This window comes from Nonomuraea sp. NPDC001684, assembly GCF_053596515.1.
Genome location: NZ_JBSFGJ010000023.1, coordinates 1 through 16,751, shown reverse-complemented (window position 1 = coordinate 16,751; position 16,751 = coordinate 1). Strand labels below are relative to the sequence as shown.

The following is a 16,751-nucleotide window of genomic DNA, read 5'->3' as shown; positions in this document are numbered from 1 at the left end:
AAAGGCGTGCATAATTACACAATTACATATTGTGGAGGTCCCGCGTTGACTAGCCGCCAGTGGCAGCCGCCCCGTTTACGGTTGTTCGAGCAGGTGCACCGCCGGGCCACCTGGCTGGAGCTACTCTACGACCTCGTCTTCGTCGTCGCGGTCGCCGAGCTGGCCGACGTGCTCGCCGGCGGGGCCGACGCCGGTCGCGTCCTCACCTTCGTCGGCCTGTTCGTGCCGGTCTGGTGGTCCTGGGCGGGTTACGTCTTCTACGCCAACCGCTTCGACACCGACGACGTCAGCCACCGCCTGCTCGCGCTGCCGCAGATCCTCGCGGTGGCCACGATGGCGGCCAGCGTCAGCGACATCGAGCAACGTTCGGCCCTGTTCGCGATCTCCTACGCCGCGGCCCGGATCCTGCTGGTCGTCGCCTACCTCAGAGCCGGCCGGCACGTCCCCGAGGCCAGGCCGCTCACCGTGCGGTACGCGGCCGGGTTCAGCGTCGCCGCGGTCATCTGGGTGGCCTCCCTCGCCGTCGATCCGCCGCAGCGGTACGCCTTGTGGGCCGTGGCGCTGGTGATCGACCTGGCCACCCCGCTGCTCAGCCGCGGCCACCAGAGCCGGCTCCCGCCGCAGAGCGAGCACCTGCCGGAGCGGTTCGGGCTGTTCGTCGTGATCGTGCTCGGCGAGGTGGTCGCCGCCGTGGTCACCGGGCTCAAGGGGCACGAGGTCACCCCGTCCGTGCTGCTGGTCGCGCTGGCCGGGGTGGCCATCGCGATGGCCTTCTGGTGGCTGTACTTCGACCACGTCGACGAGTCCGTCGTGCTGCGCACCAAGCTGGCCGGGCAGGTGTGGGTGTACTCGCACCTGCCGCTGTCGATGGGCCTGGTGGCGTTCGGCATCGGGATCGAGCACGCGATCATGCACCCGTCGGGGGCGAGCTGGGCCGTCGGGGTGCCGGCCGCCGTGGTCTTCGCCGTGCTCGGCCTTCAGCACCTGTGCTCGGCCGACCGCCGGGCGGGTGCCGTCCGGCTGGCCGCCGCCGTGCTCGCCCTCGCCTCCTCGGCGCTGCCCGTCGCGGCGGCGCTCCCGCTCCTGCTGTTGTACGGCGCCGCGCAGGTGGGCTACGACCTGCTGCGCCCCTCCCCGGAAGGCACACCGTGACCCAGGAAGTGACCCAGGAAGTGTTCGACCGCCAGCTCGCCGCCATCGCCGACGGCGACCTGGCGGCGCTGCTCGCCCAGTACCACGACGAGGCGGTGGTCGTCCGGTTCGACCGGGCGGCCAGGGGCGCCGCGGAGATCCGCGAGTTGTTCACCGGCTACCTGGCGGCCGGGCCGCGGGTGGAGGAGATCACGTCGCTGCGCGTCGAGGACGACGTGATCTTCTACAACGCGGTCATGACCGTGGGCGGGAACCGGGTCACCACGTTCGGGACGCTGGTCGTCAGGGACGGCAGGATCTGGCGTCAGACCGCCGCCGCCCTGCCGCTCACCTGATCGCCGCCGCCATCGGCTGCCAGGGCGCGGCGTCGAAGATCAGCATGATGGTCCGGATCCGCCCGTCGGGGCCGAGCTTGAAGTGCTCGGCCGTGCGCTGCGTGCCGGCCGGCGTGGCGGTGTGCAGGTCGTAGACGAGGGTCGCCTCCGACTCGCCGTACAGCTCGCTGATCAGGTCGACCCCGGTCACCACGCTCACCAGGGCCTCGATGCCGGCCAGGTGACCGGCGGCGTCGGAGGAGGAGACGAACGGGCTCCTGAACGAGAAGCCCTCGCCGATCAACGCCGCCGCGGCCGGCACGTCGCCGCGGAGCCTGGCCTCGTGGTAGGCCCTGACCACCTCACGGGTGCCCGTCATCGCCCCTCCAGGTGTGCCGCGAGCCGCTGCTCGTTGTCGGCCAGCCGCAGGCACAGGTGCCGCAGCGCGGTCAGGTCCGCGGCCGAGAAGCCCTGGAACATCGCCCGCATCGCCAGCTGCGACGGCGTGCGGAACGCCTCGATCCACGCCCGGCCCTCGTCGGTGATCACGGCCAGCACCGAGCGCCGGTCGCGGCTGTCCTGGACCCGCCGCGCCAGGCCGTCGCGCTCCAGGGTGTCCACCAGGCCGGTCACGTTGCGCGAGCTGACCCCGGCGGCCTGGGCCAGGTCGCCGATGCTGATGCCGGCGCCGGCGCCCGCCGCGCCGAGGCGCAGCAGGACGTCCATCGCGCCCGAGCTGAGCCCGCGGCCCTCGCTGCCGTGTGCGCGCATGCGCTCGACCGCCTGGTACGCCGTCCGCACGGCGGCGGCCGCCTCGAAGGCCGCGGTGTCGCCGCCGCCGGCGAACTCGCTCATGGCCGCCCTGGCCCGTGGGTCGAAGAGGGAGCCGTCCGGCTCCTGGTCAAATTTATGTACGTCCTTCACAATGAATGTCTACCAGAAAAAGCGAAGGCCCGTGCGGAACGCACGGGCCTTCGCGGCAGGACGGTCAGGAGTGGGCGTGCTCGGCCGGGATCGTGCCGAGGCGGCCCGCCTGGAAGTCCTCGAACGCCTGGACCAGCTCGGCGCGGGTGTTCATGACGAACGGGCCGTGGTGGGCCACCGGCTCACCGATCGGCTCGCCGCCCAGCACGAGCACGTCGAGGGTGTCCTTGGCCTCGATCGTGATGGTCTCGCCCAGGGTGGTCAGGCCCGGCCGGTTGCCGAAGCCGTCGAAGACCGCGAGCTGCCCGCTGTTCAGCGGACGCCGCTCGGCTCCGACCGTGCCGCGGCCGGAGAGGGCGTACACCAGGGCGTTGTAGTCCTTGCGCCAGGGCAGGGTCAGCCGCGCGCCCGGGGTGATGGTGGCGTGCAGCAGCGTGATCGGCGTCTGCGTGCTGCCCGGACCGGTGTTCCCGGCCAGCTCGCCGGCGATCAGCCGGACCAGCGCGCCGCCGTCGTGGCTGCTCAGCAGCGCGACGCTGGACCGCCCGATGTCCTGGTACTTCGGCGCGATCATCTTCTTGGCGCCCGGCAGGTTGACCCAGAGCTGGATGCCGTGGAACAGCCCGCCCTTCTGCACGAGCCACTCCGGCGGCGCCTCCTTGTGCAGGATGCCGGAGGCGGCCGTCATCCACTGGGTGTCGCCGTTGCTGATCGTGCCGCCGCCGCCGTTGGAGTCGAGGTGCTCCATGACGCCGTCGATCATGTACGTGACGGTCTCGAAGCCGCGGTGCGGATGCCAGGGCGTGCCCTTGGGCTCGCCGGCGGCGTAGTCGATCTCGCCCATCTGGTCCATCATCACGAACGGGTCGAGGTATTCGAGCTTGATCGCCGCCAGGGCGCGGCGCACGGGGAAGCCCTCGCCCTCGAACCCGCTGGGCGCGGTCTCGACGGCGAGCACCTTCCGCTCGGGGACCCCCGCCACGGGCGCGGGCACGCGGGGGAGGGTGAGCGGGTTCTCAACGGTTACGGCGGGCATGTCGCGCTCCTTCCAGCGGGATCTGCCCCATGCAACCAAGTTGAGATTTCAACTATTCCGTCGCGTCACGGGATGCGGGACATCATCCGTTCCATGCCGTTGATCCAATTGTCGCGCAGCGCCTGGACGGCCTTGGCCGGCTCGTCGGCCAGCAGGAACTCGGCGATGCGGCGGTGCTCGGCGGCCTCGCGCTCCAGGGGCGCGTCGTCGCCGGCGATCAGGTGCGCGTAGCGGCGCATGCCGGCCTTGACGCTGGTGATGAGGTCGAGCAGGCGCTCGTTGCGGCAGCCGCTCAGCAGCAGGTCGTGCCACTCGTCGTCGTGGCGCTCGATGACCTGCTGCTCGGCCACGTTGTCGGGGAAGTCCTGGGCCAGCTTGAGCAGGTCGGGGGCGATCGAGCGCAGGTGGGCCGGGTCGGAGCAGTCGAGGGCCAGCGACTCCAGGGCGGCCACGATCTCGCACAGCTCGCGGAACTCGCGCCGGCTCACCGGGGCGAACCGGAAACCGCGCCCCTGGTTGCTCTCCAGCACGCCCTCGCCCGCCAGCGTGATCAGCGCCTCGCGCAGGGGGGTGCGGCTGACGCCCAGGTCGGCGGCGAGGGAGGCCTCGTTGATGTCGGTGCCGGCGGCGAAGTCGCCCCGGTCGAGCCGGCTCAGCAGCTCTTCCCTGATCTGCTCGCGCAACGGTCGCCGCTCGATCGGCATGGGGGACTCCCTCTCGTTCAGGACAACCGAATCTTAACCCTTGACGTGATGCAAAATACTGCACTATGAATTCGGCATACAAAATATTACATTGCATGATCGAGGAGTTCGAGTGGGGCTGACCCGGATACCGGGGCTGCTGTTCGGCGGAGACTACAACCCCGAGCAGTGGCCGGAGGAGGTGTGGGCCGAGGACGCGCGGCTCATGGCCGAGGCCGGGGTCAACATGGCGACCGTCGCGGTGTTCTCCTGGTCGCGCCTGGAGCCCGAGCGCGGGGTCTACGACTTCGGGTGGCTCGACCGGGTCATCGACCTGCTGCACGAGCACGGCATCGCCGCCGACCTGGCCACCGCCACCGCGACGCCGCCGCCGTGGCTGGTGCGCGAGCACCCCGAGATGCTGCCGGTCAACGCCGACGGCGTGCGGCTGGAGTTCGGCTCCCGGCAGGGCTACTGCCCGAGCTCGCCGGTCTACCGCGAGCACGCCGTACGGATGGCCACCGCGATGGCCGAGCGCTACGGCGACCACCCGGCGCTGGCCATGTGGCACATCGGCAACGAGTACGCCGACCACACGCTGGAGTGCTTCTGCCCCGAGTCCGCCGCCCACTTCCGCCGCTGGCTGGAAGAGCGGTACGCGACCGTCGGCGGCCTCAACGCCGCCTGGGGCACCTCCTGCTGGGGTCAGCACTACACGTCCTTCGGCCAGGTCGAGCCGCCCAGGACGGCCCCGGGCCCGGTCAACCCCGCCCAGCTGCTCGACTGGCGGCGCTTCTGCAGCGACGCCCTCCTGGAGCTGTTCCTGGCCGAGAAGGCGGCGCTGCGCGCGATCACGCCGGACGTCCCGGTCACCACGAACTTCATGAGCATCCTGCACGGCCTCGACTACTGGAAGTGGGCCGCGGCCGAGGACCTGGTGAGCGACGACGCCTACCCCGACCCGGCCGACCCGACCTCGCACGTGCAGGTGGCGCTCAGCTACGACCTCATGCGCTCGCTGCGGCAGGGGCCCTGGCTGCTGCTGGAGTCCGCGCCGTCCGCGGTGTCCTGGCGCGAGGTGAACGTCCCCAAGCCGCCCGGCATGATGCGCCTGCACAGCCTCCAGGCGCTCGCCCACGGCTCCGACGGCGTGATGTTCTTCCAGTGGCGGCAGGCCAAGTACGGCCCCGAGAAGTTCCACTCGGCGATGCTGCCGCACGGCGGGACGCGTACCCGTGGCTGGCGGGACACCCTGGCGCTCGGCGCCGACCTGCGGCGGTTGTCGGAGGTCGCGGGCAGTGACGCCCGCGCCCAGGTCGCGCTCGTGCTCGACTGGCCGAGCTGGTGGGCCCTGGAGGCCCCCGAGTCCATGCCGTCCAACCGGCTCAGGCTCAAGGAGCTGCTGCTCGCCTGGTACGCCCCGCTGCACGCCAGGGGCATCGCGGTCGACCTGGTGCCGCCCGGCCGGGACCTGTCGCCGTACGAGCTGGTCATCGCCCCGAACCTGTACATGTGCACCGCCGAGCAGGCCAAGGCGCTGGAGGCGTACCAGGGCAGGCTCGTCGTGGGCCCGTTCAGCGGCGTCGTGGACGAGAGCGACCAGGTGCACGAGGGCGGCGCGCCCGGCCCGCTGGGCGACCTGCTCGGCATCGCCGTGGAGGAGTTCTGGCCGCTCGCCGACGGGGACGTCCAGCGCACCGGCCTCGGCGAGGCCCGCACCTGGGCCGAGTGGATCAGGCTGGAGGGCGCCGAGCCCGTCGCCCTGTTCGAGGGCGGCGACCTGGACGGACTGCCCGCCGTCACCCGCAAGGGCACGGCCACCTACGTCGGCTGCCTGCTCGACGACGTGACGCCGGTGCTGGAGCCGCTGCTGGACGGCATCGACCGCATCGACGTGCCGCAGGGCGTGGAGGCCGTCAGGAGGGGCGGCCACCTGTTCCTCCTCAACCACACCACCGCCCCGCAGCCGGTCACGCTCCCGCACCCGGGGACGGACCTGCTCACCGGGGCCGAACTGCGGGGCGGCATCGAGCTGGCCCCGCGCGACGCCGTCGTGCTCAGGATCGAAGGAGACAAGTGACGCACCCGTACATACCCAACGCCGAGCCGGGCGTACGAGCCGAGATGCTCGCGGCGGTCGGCGCGTCGAGCGTCGACGAGTTCTACGCCGACATCCCCGCGGAGCTGCGGCTCGACCGGCCCCTCGACCTGCCGGCGCCGTTCACCGCCGAGCGCGACCTGGTGCGCCACATGAGGGGGCTGTTCGCCCGGAACACCGACACCGAGGAGGCGCTCAGCTTCCTCGGCCACGGCTGCTACCCGCACCACGTGCCCGCCGTCTGCGACGAGGTCAACTCCAGGAGCGAGTTCCTGACCGCGTACGCGGGCGAGCCGTACGAGGACCACGGCCGCTTCCAGGCCCTGTTCGAGTACGTCAGCATGATGGGCGAGCTGCTGGAGATGGACGTCGTCAACGTCCCCACCTACGACGGCTTCCAGGCCTCGGGCACCGCGCTGCGCATGGCCTGCCGCTACACCAAGCGGTCGAAGGTGCTGGTCACCGGGGCGATCGGCGCCGACAAGCTGAGCAAGCTGCGTGACTTCCTGGCCCCCGACATCACCATCGAGCTCGCCCCGGTGGCCGAGGACGGGCAGATCGGCGAGGTCGCGCTGGACGACTCCTACGCCGCCCTGTACCTGGAGACCCCGAACGTCTACGGCGTCGTCGAGACCCGTGGCCGGGAGCTGGCCGACCACGCGCACGCCGCCGGCGCGCTGCTGGTCGTCAGCGCCGACCCCATCTCCCTGGGCGTGCTGGCCCCGCCCGCCTCCTACGGCGCCGACATCGTCTGCGGCGACATCCAGTCGCTCGGCATCCACCAGAACTACGGCGGCGGCCACGCCGGCTACATCGCCACCCAGGACCACGAGCCGCTGGTCGCCGAGTTCCCCTCGCGCCTGTTCGGCATCGCGCCGACGAAGGTCCCCGGCGAGTACGGCTTCGGCGACGTCTTCTACGACCGCACCTCCTTCGCCCTGCGCGAAGAGGGCAAGGAATGGGTGGGCACGGCCGCGGCCCTGTGGGGCATCACGGCCGGGGTCTACCTCGCGCTCATGGGCCCGCAGGGCATGAAGGAGCTCGGCGAGACCGTCCTGGCCCGCACCCGGTACGCGATGGACGCCCTGGGCCGGTCGGTCACCGTCCGGCACGCGGGCTCGGTGCACTTCCGCGAGTTCGCGATCGAGGTGGCCGACTCCGCGGCGCTGCTCGCCGGGCTGCGCGAGCGCGGCATCTACGGCGGCGTCCCGCTGGACGAGCGCACGGTGCTGGTCTGCGTGACCGAACGCCACACCATCGACGACATCGACCGGCTCGCGGCAGCCGTACAGGAGGTTGTGCAGGCATGAGCGGGCACGGAGCCGAGTCCTTCGCGGAACTGCCGGTGGCGCCCAAGCCGCCGCTGCGCCGCTTCCACCAGGCACGCTGGGACGAGCCGATCATCTTCGAGCTGTCCAGCCCGGGCCGCCGCGGCATCGCCGTGCCCGAGCCGGGCGCGCCGAAGGTCGAGCTGCCCGAGGGCGTCGGGCGGGCCACCCCGCCGAAGCTGCCCGAGATGTCGCAGCCGCACGTGGTGCGGCACTACCTGCGGCTGTCGCAGGAGAACCTGGGCGTCGACCTCAACATCGACATCGGCCAGGGCACCTGCACGATGAAGTACAGCCCGAAGGTCAACGACCAGTTCGCCAACGCGATCGCCGAGCTGCACCCGCTGCAGCACGAGGACACCGTGCAGGGCGTGCTGGAGATCTACTGGCGGCTGGAGCGCATGCTGGCCGAGATCTCCGGCATGTCGCGGGTGTCGCTCCAGCCCGGCTCGGGCTCGGCGGCGATCTACGCCAACATCGCCATGATCAGGGCCTACCACGCCGCCCGCGGCGAGGGCCACCGGGACCAGGTCATCACCACGATGTTCTCGCACCCCTCGAACGCGGCCTGCGCCAAGGTCGCCGGGTACGAGGTCATCACCCTCATGCCGGACGCCAACGGCCTGCCCGACATCGAGGCCCTTCGCGCCGCCGTCGGCCCGCGCACGGCCGCCCTGATGATCACCAACCCCGAGGACACCGGCATCTACAACTCCAGGATCAAGGAGTTCGTGGACCTGGTGCACGAGGTCGGCGGCCTGGCCTGTTACGACCAGGCCAACGCCAACGGCATCCTCGGCATCACCAGGGCCCGCGATGCCGGGTTCGACCTGTGCCACTTCAACCTGCACAAGACGTTCTCCACGCCGCACGCCTGCGGCGGCCCGGCGGCCGGCGCCTGCGGCGTCTCGCCGGAGCTGGAGCCGTTCCTGCCCGGCCCGGTCGTCTCCTTCGACGGCGACTCCTACGGGCTGGAGACGCCCGCGCAGAGCGTCGGCAAGATCCGGCCGTTCCTCGGCGTCACCCCGAACATCGTGCGCGCCTACGCCTGGATCATGACCCTGGGCGCGAAGGGGCTGCGCGAGGTGGCCGAGACATCGGCGCTGAACAACAACTACCTGATGCACAAGGTGCTGCAGATCCCCGGGGCCTCGGCGCCGTGGAACCAGCGCCGGATCGAGCAGGTCCGCTACTCCTGGCAGGAGCTGTCGGAGGAGACGGGGGTGCACTCGGAGGAGATCGGGGTGCGCGCCGCCGACTTCGGCGTCCACTACTGGACCAGCCACCACCCGTACCTGGTGCCGGAGCCGTTCACGCTGGAGCCGACGGAGTCGTACTCGCGGGAGGACCTGGACGAGTACGCGGCGATCCTGGAGCACGTCGCCTCGGAGGCGCGGCGGGATCCGGAGTTCGTCAAGGGCGCGCCGTACAACCAGACGATCCACAAGATCGACCCGACGCCGCTCGACGACCCCAAGCAGTGGGCGCCGACCTGGCGGGCGTACGTGCGCAAGCACCTGGCCGCGGGCGGCTGAGCCATGACGTCCGGAGGGAACGGCGTGATCGGGCTGGTCGTCAACCCGGTCGCCGGGCTGGGCGGGTCCGTGGGGCTCAAGGGCAGCGACGGCGCCGACGTGCAGCGCGCGGCCCTGGCCAAGGGCGCCGAGCCCAAGGCGGGGCGGCGGGCCGCGCAGGCCGTCGCCACGCTGCTCGCCCGCCGTCCCGGGGCCCGGCTGGTGACCGTGGCGGGGGCGATGGGCGAGGACAGCGCCCGCGCCGCCGCGGTCCCGTACGAGCTGGCGCCCTCCGGCGTCCAGGACAATGGCATGAGCACGGCCGCGACCACGGCCGCCGACACCCGGGCGGCCGTCGCCGCGCTCGCCGGCGTGGACCTGCTGCTGTTCGCCGGCGGCGACGGCACGGCGCGCGACGTGCTCGACGCCGTGCGGGAGCTGGGCGGCCAGGCGCCGCCCGTGCTCGGGATCCCGGCCGGGGTCAAGGTGTACTCGGGGTGCTTCGCGCTCAGCCCGGCCACCGCCGGGTTCGTGGCCGCCGACTTCCTGGCCCGGCCGGACAGCGTCGAGGCCGAGGTGGTCGACCTGGACGAGGAGCGCTACCGCCGCGGGCTCGTCAGCCCCCGGCTCTACGGTAGCCTGCGCGTCCCGGCAGGTCGCGCGGCCCTGTCGGGACGCAAGGCGGGCTCCTCGGACGCGGCTCCGGCCACGGTCGAGGGCATCGCCCGGGAGGTCGCGGCCCGGCTGCGGCCGGGGGCGCGCTACGTGCTCGGCCCCGGCGCCACCACGGCGGCCGTGGGCAGGGAGCTCGGGCTCGCCACCACGCTGCTCGGCGTGGACGTGGTCGAGGCCCGCGCGGGCGGTGGCGCCGACCTGGTGGCCGCCGACGTGACCGAGGGGGAGCTGTTCGAGCTGGTACGCGGCCGGGAGACGGTCATCGTGCTGTCGGTGATCGGCGGACAGGGCTTCGTGCTCGGCCGCGGCAACCAGCAGGTCTCGCCGCGGGTGCTCGACGAGGTGCTCGGTGACGGGTCCGGCGACCGGCTGGTCGTGCTGGCCACCCAGCAGAAGCTGGCCGGGCTCGGCGGACGGCCGCTGCTGGCCGACAGCGGGGACCAGGAACTGGACCGGAAGCTGGCCGGGCACGTACGGGTGATCACCGGATACCGCGAAAGCACGATTTATCGCATTTGTGCGGCAAGTGAGGAGTTCTACGGATGAACAGGCTCGATGGCAAGGTCGCGATCGTCACCGGCGGTGCCTCCGGCATCGGCCGGGCGACGGCGTTGCTCTTCGCCGAGGCGGGCGCCCAGGTCGTCGTCGCCGACATCGACGGCGCCGGGGCCGAGGCGACGGCCAAGGAGATCACGCGGACGGGGGCGGCCGCGGTGGCCGTCCAGGGGGACGTGTCCGCGGAGGAGGACTGCCGGCGCATCACCCGCACGGCCGTGGACACCTACGGCGGTCTGCACGTCCTGTTCAACAACGCGGGCATCATCCGCCGCACCACCGCGCTCGACCTCGACGCCGACGAGTGGGACCGCGTGATGGCGGTCAACGTGCGCTCGGTGTTCCTGATGTGCAAGCACGCCATCCCGCTCATGAGCGAGGGCGGCTCGATCGTCAACACGGGCTCCGGCTGGGGCCTCAAGGGCGGCGGGAACGCGATCTCCTACTGCGCCTCCAAGGCGGCCGTCGTCAACATGACCAGGGCGCTGGCGATCGACCACGCCAAGGCCGGGATCCGGGTGAACTCCGTCAACCCCGGCGACACGAACACCCCGATGCTGCGGGACGAGGCCCGTCAGCTCAACGAGGACTGGGCCGCCTTCGAGGCCGACGCCGCCGACCGGCCGATGGGCCGCTCGGGCAGCCCCGAGGAGATCGCCCAGGCCGTCCTCTTCCTGGCGAGCGACGCCGCCAGTTACATCACCGGTTCCGCTCTCGTCGTCGACGGCGGCGGGCTCGCGTAGCCCCAACAGCACCACCCCCCCGAAGGAGCCCATCATGAAGCGTGCGCTGGCCGTACTGGGTCTGCTCGCCACCGCCGCCACCGCCTGCAGCGGCGGTGGAGGGAACGTTCCAGGCGTGAGCGGGAACGCCGCCGCAGGGCAGGTCACCATCCGCTGGTCCACGTGGGGATCGGCGGAGGACGTCAAGCTCTACGAGTCCTTCACCAAGGACTTCGAGCAGCGTCACCCCAACATCAAGCTCAAGCTGGAGTCCGTCGCCAAGTACGAGGACTACCACCCCAAACTGCTCGCCCAGCTCACCAGCGGCACGGCTCCCGACGTGTTCTTCGTGGGCGACGACAACATCGGCAAGTTCGTCTCCGCCGGTGTCGTCGCGCCGCTCAACGACCAGCTCGCGGGCCCGGACTCCAAGAGCAAGCCCGAGGACTTCTTCGAGGGCGTGTACGGCGGCGCCAAGAAGGACGGCCAGATCTACGGCGTCCCGAACGACACCAACCCCGAGGTCCTCTGGTACGACAAGAAGGCCCTGAAGGCCGCCGGCATCACCGAGGACCCGGCCACCCTCAACGCGTCCAAGCAGTGGACCATGGCCAAGTACCTGGACATGAACGCCAAGCTCAAGGCCGCGGGCCTGGGCGGGTCCATCTACTGGAACTGGTACGGATCCACGTACTCGGTCGTCTCCGGCTTTGGCGGCAAGGTCTGGGACGGCGGCAAGTTCGTCGCCACCACCGACCCCAAGTCCCGCAAGGCGCTGGAGACGCTGGCCAAGGGCTACCAGGACAAGACGTTCCTGAGCGCGGACGTGCTGCCGGCCAGCAACGGCGCGAACACCCAGTTCATCAAGCACAAGGCGGGCTTCTTCGCCGGTGGCCGCTGGATGATCGACATCGTCAAGAAGGGCGGCGAGCTGGACAACTACGACATCGTCCCGTTCCCGTCCGAGACCGGCGAGCCGATGCCCGGCGCCGTGGCGGCCTCCTACCTGGCGCTCAACAAGGGCACCAAGCAGCCCAAGGAGGCCTTCACCTTCCTGACGGAGTTCGTCAGCAAGGAGGGCCAGCTCCTGCGGCTCAAGAACGGCGGCGCGGTCCCCTCGATCAAGGGCGCCGAGCAGGTCGTGCTGGACGGCAACTACCCCGCGCACGCCCAGACGTTCCTCGACGTCCGGGACACCGGCTTCGCGAACTACCCCGAAGAGGTCGCGGTGCCCGGCCTGACCGCCTCGATCAACGAGCACCTGATGAAGGTCTGGCAGGGCAAGCTCGGCTTCGAGCAGGGCATGACCGAGCTGCAGACCCTCGTCGACGGCAAGCTGGGCTAGCGGATGGCCGTGCTCGCCGGGCCGCGCGGCAAGACCGCCGCGCGGCCCGCCAAGAAGCTGCGCGACCGCGACGGCTGGTGGGCCGCGATCTTCCTCGCGCCGCAGGTCGGCGCGCTGGTGGTGTTCCTGGTGATCCCGCTCGGGTTCGCCGTGGTGCTGGCCTTCATGAACTGGGACGGGCTCGGCGAGAAGTCGTGGGCCGGGCTGTCCAACTTCGCCGCCCAGCTCACCGACCCGCTGTTCGGCCGCGCGGTGTGGAACACGGTCAAGCTGGCGCTGCTGACCGTGCCGTTCGGGCTCGCCCTGGCGGTGCTGATCGCGGTCGCCCTGAACAGCATCAAGGGCAGCAACGTCTACCGGGTCGTGTACTTCATGCCGGTCGTCACCAGCTCGGTGGCCGTCGCCCTGATGTGGCAGGTCATCCTGGCCGGCGACGAGAACGGCGTGCTGAACACCTCGCTCAGGAGCTGGTTCGGCGTCAGCGGCCCCGACTGGCTGCTCGACCCCGGCTGGGTCATCGTGGCGATCGCCGTGGTGACGATCTGGTCCTCGCTCGGCCTCAACGTGGTGATCTTCATGGCCGGGCTGCAGACCATCCCGCCGCAGGTCGTCGAGGCCGCCCGGATCGACGGCGCGAGCTCCTTCCGGATCTTCCGGTCGGTCACGCTGCCGCTGCTGTCGCCCACGATCTTCTTCTCCAGCGTGGTCGCGGTGATCAGCTCGTTCCAGGCGTTCGACCAGATCTACGTGCTGGTGGACCCGAAGGACAACGAGGGCGCGCGCACGATCGTGTACCACATCTTCGATCTCGGCTTCAAGAAGTTCGAGTTCGGGCCGAGCAGCGCGGCCGCCCTGATCCTGCTGGTGCTGACGCTGCTCGTGACGCTGGTCCAGTTCGCCGCGCAGAAGCGCTTCGTCCACTACGACTCGTGAGGCGGTACGCATGAGATCACGGCAGATCGGTCTGCACGCCGCGCTCACGGTCGGCGGGCTGCTGATGCTGTTCCCGTTCGTGTGGATGTTGTTCACCTCCGCCAAGGGCGTGCGGCAGATGATCAACGATCCGACCGCCTGGCTGCCCAACCCCTGGACCTGGCAGAACTATCCCGACGCGCTGTCGACCATGCCGTTCGGGCTGGCGTACTGGAACAGCTTCTACATCGCAGCCCTCAACGTGGTGCTCACCCTGCTCACCTCGGCCATGGCCGCCTACGCCTTCGCCCGGATCAGGTTCAGGGGCTCGGGCGTGCTGTTCGTGCTGTTCCTGGCCACGCAGATGGTGCCGGCGCAGGTGACGATCGTGCCGCTCTACCTGATGCTGGCCAAGTTCGGCTGGATCGACTCGCACCTGTCGCTGATCATCCCGACGATCGCGAACCCGTTCGCGGTGTTCCTGCTGCGCCAGTTCATCAGGGCGGTGCCGATCGAGCTGGAGGAGGCGGCCAGGATCGACGGCGCGGGCCGGTGGCGGTGCTTCTGGAGCATCGTCCTGCCCAACATCCGGCCGGGGCTCGGCGCGCTCGGCATCATCGTGTTCCTGGCGTCCTGGAACTCGTTCCTGTTCCCGCTGATCTTCCTGAACACGCCGGAGCTGGCCACCGTCCCGCTGCTGCTCAGCCAGTTCGCCCAGCAGCACGGCGCGACCGACTACGGGCAGATCCTGGCGGCCTCGGCGATCGCCGTGGTGCCGACGCTGATCGCGTTCCTGATCGGGCAGCGGAAGATCATCAACTCGATGGCCGCCTCCGGCCTGGGAGGAAAGTAAGTGCTGGACCTGCGCGAACGTCCCTTCACCGAGCGCGGCTCGCGGCTGCTCGTCATGGCGGCCGACGACGGCTCGCTGCGCGTCGCCGAGGCGCTCTACGAGACCCGGCTCGACGACACGACCGTCCGCGCCGGACTGCGGTTCTACGCCGGTTCCCGGGAGCTGCGCGTGCGCCGGGCCCTGCCCCACCGGGTGGAGTTCGACGGTGACGTGACCCTGGCCTTCGCCGACCCCGACACCCTCGTCGCGGTCGGCGAGGGCGCCAGGGCCGTCTGGGACGGCGGTGAGGCCGCCGTGGACGGCTGCCTCACCCTGGCCGGCGAGCGGACCGTCACCGACGGCGCGAAGGTGCTGGCCGAGGCCGCCGAACGCTGGGCCGCCTGGTTCGCCCGGATGCCCGCCGTCCCCGGCGAGCTGCGCGAACGCGCCGAGCAGGCCTGGTGGACGCTGGCCGTCAACCTGGTAAGCATCCAGGGCAGGGAATCCCTCATCCCCTCCAAGTACGGCTACGTCGGCCTGTGGAACTGGGACTCCTACTTCCACGCCATCGCCCTGCGGCACGCCGACCCCGCCCTGGCCAGGGAGCAGATCCGCATCCTGCTCGACAACCAGCGTCCCGACGGCCTGATCCCCGACGTGGTGCACGACCACGGCGTGCTCGCCGAGACCACCGACCTGCCCCGCTCCGACCTGGCCCGGCTGGCCCAGCACGTCGGCGGCGAGCCGATCGCGCACGCCGTGCCCGTCACCAAGCCGCCGCTGACCGCCTGGGCGGTGTGGAAGATCCACGAGGTGGACCCCGACCCGGGCTTCCTGGCCGAGGTCTACGAGCCGCTGGTCAGGTCGCAGCAGTGGTGGTTCGCCCACTCCGACCCGGACGGCGACGGCCTGGCCGAGTACCTGCACCCGTACTCCTCGGGCCTGGACGACAGCCCCATCTGGGACGGCGGCCCGCGCGCCGAGCCCCCGGACCTCAACTCCTACCTGGCCCTCCAGTACGACCGCCTGGGCGACATCGCCGCCGCGCTCGGCAAGGACGCCGGCGAGTGGCGGGCCAGGGCCCAGGCGCTCGTGGACCGCATGGTCGAACGCCGCTGGAACGGCCGCCGCTTCGTCACCAAGGTCGCCGGCGCGGCCGACGCCGACGTGCGGACGCCGCTCGACCTCATGCCGCTGCTCACCGGCCGCCTCCCGGCCGAGATCGCCGACCGGCTGGTCCAGGACCTCACCTCGCCCGCCTTCTGGGGCGAGCGGCCGGTCCCCACGGTGGCCTTCGACGACCCGCGCTTCGACCCCGACGCCATGTGGCGCGGCCCGGTCTGGCTGAACGTCAACTACCTGCTGATCGACGGCCTGCGCCGCTCCGGCCACCCGGACGTCGCCGCCGAGCTCGCCGCCCGCACTCTGGCCATGGTGCGCGACGGCGGCGGCCTGTACGAGTACTGGAACCCCCTCACGGGACGGCGGGCGGGCCGCGCCACGACCGGCTTCGGCTGGTCCTCGGCCCTGTTCGTCGACCTCGCCCACGCCGCCCTATGAGGACCTGACCAGCCCGAACGCCCCCCGCGTCAGCACCAGCAGCTCCTGGGCCACCGGGCCCTGCTGGAAGGGGGCGTCCGGGTTCACGGCCGTCGTGGACACCACGTAGGTCCGGCCGGCGGCCGTACGGGCGAGGAAGCTCATGGCCAGCAGGCCCGGCTCCGAGCCGCCCTTGTGCCACACGACGGGCCACTGGTTCCTGTCCAGCCGCAGCCCCGCGTCGGTGATCGACAACACCTCGCCGACGCGGGCGTCCTTCAGCCGGGCCAGGCCGGCGTAGGCGCGGCAGACCTGGGCGGGCGTGGCGAACCACTCCAGCCGGTCCAGCTCGCGCGGCTCGGTCCACGGCCGCACCTCCGACAGCGGCACCTTGTCCACGACCCCGGCCAGGTAGCCGCGGCGCGCCGACGTGCCGAGCGACAGGTACCGCTCGGCGTGCCGGGGGTAGTCGGCGCCCTTGAGCACGAACAGCTCCCGGGTCGTCAGGAACGGCACGTTGCGCCGGTCGCCGCCCCACGAGCGCACGACCCGCTCGACCGCCTTGCGACCGGCCTGGTGAATCAGCAGGTCGGTGGCGGTGTTGTCACTGATGGAGATCATCAGCCGGGCCGCCTCCAGCACCGTCACCTTGCTGTTGTCCGGGCGGTCCTGCAGCTCGCCGCTCGGCAGGCTCTTCAGCTCGGGCCTGATCGTCAGCTCGGTGTCCCAGCCGAACGCGCCGCTCCTGATGCGCTCGGCCACCGCGCCCAGCACGTACAGCTTGAACATGGAGCCGAGCGGGAACGTCTTCTCGCCGGCCACCGCGTGGACCGGGCGGCAGCGGCCATCGCCGGTCAGCTCGGCGGCCAGGAAGCCGGCCCGCGGCGCGGCCTGGCGCAGCCGCTGGTCCAGCTCCGGCCAGCTGGCGGGCGCGACGCCGGTGAACTGGATGTAGTCGACCTTCCCGGTGCCGTCCACCCCGAGCGCGAGGGTGAACGCCTTGCCGGCCGCCGTGACGGTCGCCGATTGCTGCCGTCGTCGGCGACCACGATCTCGACGAGTTCGGCCGGGTAGGTCTGCGCGGCCAGCGCGGACGCCGTGCGCTCCAGCGCCTCCTGGCAG

The 16,751-nt window shown here is 71.3% G+C and carries 16 protein-coding genes; 11 read left to right on the top strand and 5 right to left on the bottom strand.

Going from position 1 to position 16,751, the window contains the following annotated elements:
- Nucleotides 1–81 precede the first annotated feature (81 nt).
- Together ACWCSD_RS07535 and ACWCSD_RS07530 are read left to right on the top strand one after the other, a co-directional pair.
- Complete coding sequence (locus ACWCSD_RS07535) at nucleotides 82–1,152, top strand: low temperature requirement protein A (protein ID WP_358288130.1); 1,071 nt, start codon at nucleotides 82–84, stop codon at nucleotides 1,150–1,152.
- On the top strand, nucleotides 1,149–1,487 hold the full coding sequence (locus ACWCSD_RS07530; protein WP_397166040.1) for a nuclear transport factor 2 family protein: 339 nt from the start codon (nucleotides 1,149–1,151) through the stop codon (nucleotides 1,485–1,487). Before ACWCSD_RS07535 ends, ACWCSD_RS07530 begins: the two co-directional genes overlap by 4 nt.
- Here the strand turns inward: ACWCSD_RS07530 and ACWCSD_RS07525 are convergent.
- The 4 genes from ACWCSD_RS07525 to ACWCSD_RS07510 form a co-directional block, all read right to left on the bottom strand.
- The gene (locus ACWCSD_RS07525; RefSeq protein WP_397166038.1) at nucleotides 1,480–1,845 is read right to left on the bottom strand and encodes a hypothetical protein; all 366 of its coding nucleotides are present in this window, start codon (nucleotides 1,843–1,845) and stop codon (nucleotides 1,480–1,482) included. The two genes, ACWCSD_RS07530 and ACWCSD_RS07525, sit on opposite strands and share 8 nt — an antisense overlap.
- Entirely contained in the window at nucleotides 1,842–2,390 is a 549-nt protein-coding gene (locus tag ACWCSD_RS07520; protein ID WP_397166037.1) for a MarR family winged helix-turn-helix transcriptional regulator, read from the bottom strand. Before ACWCSD_RS07520 ends, ACWCSD_RS07525 begins: the two co-directional genes overlap by 4 nt.
- A 64-nt stretch (nucleotides 2,391–2,454) precedes the next feature.
- Nucleotides 2,455–3,426 carry a pirin family protein gene (locus ACWCSD_RS07515; protein ID WP_449913566.1) on the bottom strand — a complete coding sequence of 324 codons (972 nt, stop codon included), beginning with the start codon at nucleotides 3,424–3,426 and terminating at the stop codon, nucleotides 2,455–2,457.
- 65 nt (nucleotides 3,427–3,491) lie between these two features.
- Entirely contained in the window at nucleotides 3,492–4,130 is a 639-nt protein-coding gene (locus ACWCSD_RS07510) for a GntR family transcriptional regulator (RefSeq protein ID WP_352326109.1), read from the bottom strand.
- A 112-nt stretch (nucleotides 4,131–4,242) separates the two neighbouring features.
- Between ACWCSD_RS07510 and ACWCSD_RS07505 the strand changes: the two genes are divergently transcribed.
- The 9 genes from ACWCSD_RS07505 to ACWCSD_RS07465 are packed head-to-tail and all read left to right on the top strand — an operon-like array spanning nucleotide 4,243 to nucleotide 15,650.
- Nucleotides 4,243–6,189 carry a beta-galactosidase gene (locus ACWCSD_RS07505; protein ID WP_449913564.1) on the top strand — a complete coding sequence of 649 codons (1,947 nt, stop codon included), beginning with the start codon at nucleotides 4,243–4,245 and terminating at the stop codon, nucleotides 6,187–6,189.
- Complete coding sequence (gene gcvPA / locus ACWCSD_RS07500; protein ID WP_397166033.1) at nucleotides 6,186–7,517, top strand: aminomethyl-transferring glycine dehydrogenase subunit GcvPA; 1,332 nt, start codon at nucleotides 6,186–6,188, stop codon at nucleotides 7,515–7,517. Before ACWCSD_RS07505 ends, gcvPA begins: the two co-directional genes overlap by 4 nt.
- Nucleotides 7,514–9,070: an aminomethyl-transferring glycine dehydrogenase subunit GcvPB gene (gene gcvPB, locus ACWCSD_RS07495; protein ID WP_449913562.1), complete on the top strand. Its 1,557-nt coding sequence runs from the start codon at nucleotides 7,514–7,516 to the stop codon at nucleotides 9,068–9,070. The genes gcvPA and gcvPB overlap by 4 nt, the downstream gene beginning before the upstream one ends.
- 3 nt (nucleotides 9,071–9,073) lie before the next feature.
- On the top strand, nucleotides 9,074–10,270 hold the full coding sequence (locus tag ACWCSD_RS07490) for an ATP-NAD kinase family protein (RefSeq protein WP_449913561.1): 1,197 nt from the start codon (nucleotides 9,074–9,076) through the stop codon (nucleotides 10,268–10,270).
- A complete protein-coding gene (locus ACWCSD_RS07485) occupies nucleotides 10,267–11,022 on the top strand; it encodes an SDR family NAD(P)-dependent oxidoreductase (protein WP_397166028.1) in 756 nt (251 codons plus the stop codon). The genes ACWCSD_RS07490 and ACWCSD_RS07485 overlap by 4 nt, the downstream gene beginning before the upstream one ends.
- Before the next feature lie 34 nt (nucleotides 11,023–11,056).
- Nucleotides 11,057–12,346, top strand: coding sequence for an ABC transporter substrate-binding protein (locus tag ACWCSD_RS07480; protein ID WP_397166027.1), 1,290 nt, complete (start codon nucleotides 11,057–11,059; stop codon nucleotides 12,344–12,346).
- Between the two features lie 3 nt (nucleotides 12,347–12,349).
- The gene (locus ACWCSD_RS07475) at nucleotides 12,350–13,279 is read left to right on the top strand and encodes a carbohydrate ABC transporter permease (RefSeq protein ID WP_358288100.1); all 930 of its coding nucleotides are present in this window, start codon (nucleotides 12,350–12,352) and stop codon (nucleotides 13,277–13,279) included.
- 10 nt (nucleotides 13,280–13,289) lie between these two features.
- On the top strand, nucleotides 13,290–14,111 hold the full coding sequence (locus tag ACWCSD_RS07470) for a carbohydrate ABC transporter permease (protein ID WP_358288097.1): 822 nt from the start codon (nucleotides 13,290–13,292) through the stop codon (nucleotides 14,109–14,111).
- A complete protein-coding gene (locus ACWCSD_RS07465; RefSeq protein ID WP_449913557.1) occupies nucleotides 14,112–15,650 on the top strand; it encodes an amylo-alpha-1,6-glucosidase in 1,539 nt (512 codons plus the stop codon). It begins immediately after the preceding gene.
- On the opposite strand, the gene ACWCSD_RS07460 is transcribed toward ACWCSD_RS07465, so the two are convergent.
- A partial coding sequence (locus ACWCSD_RS07460) for a serine hydrolase (protein WP_449913556.1) occupies nucleotides 15,645–16,751 on the bottom strand: 1,107 nt, incomplete at its 5' end. The genes ACWCSD_RS07465 and ACWCSD_RS07460 overlap by 6 nt on opposite strands.

Excerpts from the sequence above, each read along its gene's own strand:
- ACWCSD_RS07525 (WP_397166038.1), bottom strand. The coding sequence starts at position 1,845 with ATGACGGGCACCCGTGAGGTGGTCAGGGCCTACCACGAGGCCAGGCTC.
- ACWCSD_RS07470 (WP_358288097.1), top strand. The coding sequence starts at position 13,290 with ATGAGATCACGGCAGATCGGTCTGCACGCCGCGCTCACGGTCGGCGGG.
- ACWCSD_RS07510 (WP_352326109.1), bottom strand. The coding sequence starts at position 4,130 with ATGCCGATCGAGCGGCGACCGTTGCGCGAGCAGATCAGGGAAGAGCTG.
- ACWCSD_RS07490 (WP_449913561.1), top strand. The coding sequence starts at position 9,074 with ATGACGTCCGGAGGGAACGGCGTGATCGGGCTGGTCGTCAACCCGGTC.
- ACWCSD_RS07515 (WP_449913566.1), bottom strand. The coding sequence starts at position 3,426 with ATGCCCGCCGTAACCGTTGAGAACCCGCTCACCCTCCCCCGCGTGCCC.
- ACWCSD_RS07480 (WP_397166027.1), top strand. The coding sequence starts at position 11,057 with ATGAAGCGTGCGCTGGCCGTACTGGGTCTGCTCGCCACCGCCGCCACC.
- ACWCSD_RS07485 (WP_397166028.1), top strand. The coding sequence starts at position 10,267 with ATGAACAGGCTCGATGGCAAGGTCGCGATCGTCACCGGCGGTGCCTCC.
- ACWCSD_RS07475 (WP_358288100.1), top strand. The coding sequence starts at position 12,350 with ATGGCCGTGCTCGCCGGGCCGCGCGGCAAGACCGCCGCGCGGCCCGCC.
- gcvPB (WP_449913562.1), top strand. The coding sequence starts at position 7,514 with ATGAGCGGGCACGGAGCCGAGTCCTTCGCGGAACTGCCGGTGGCGCCC.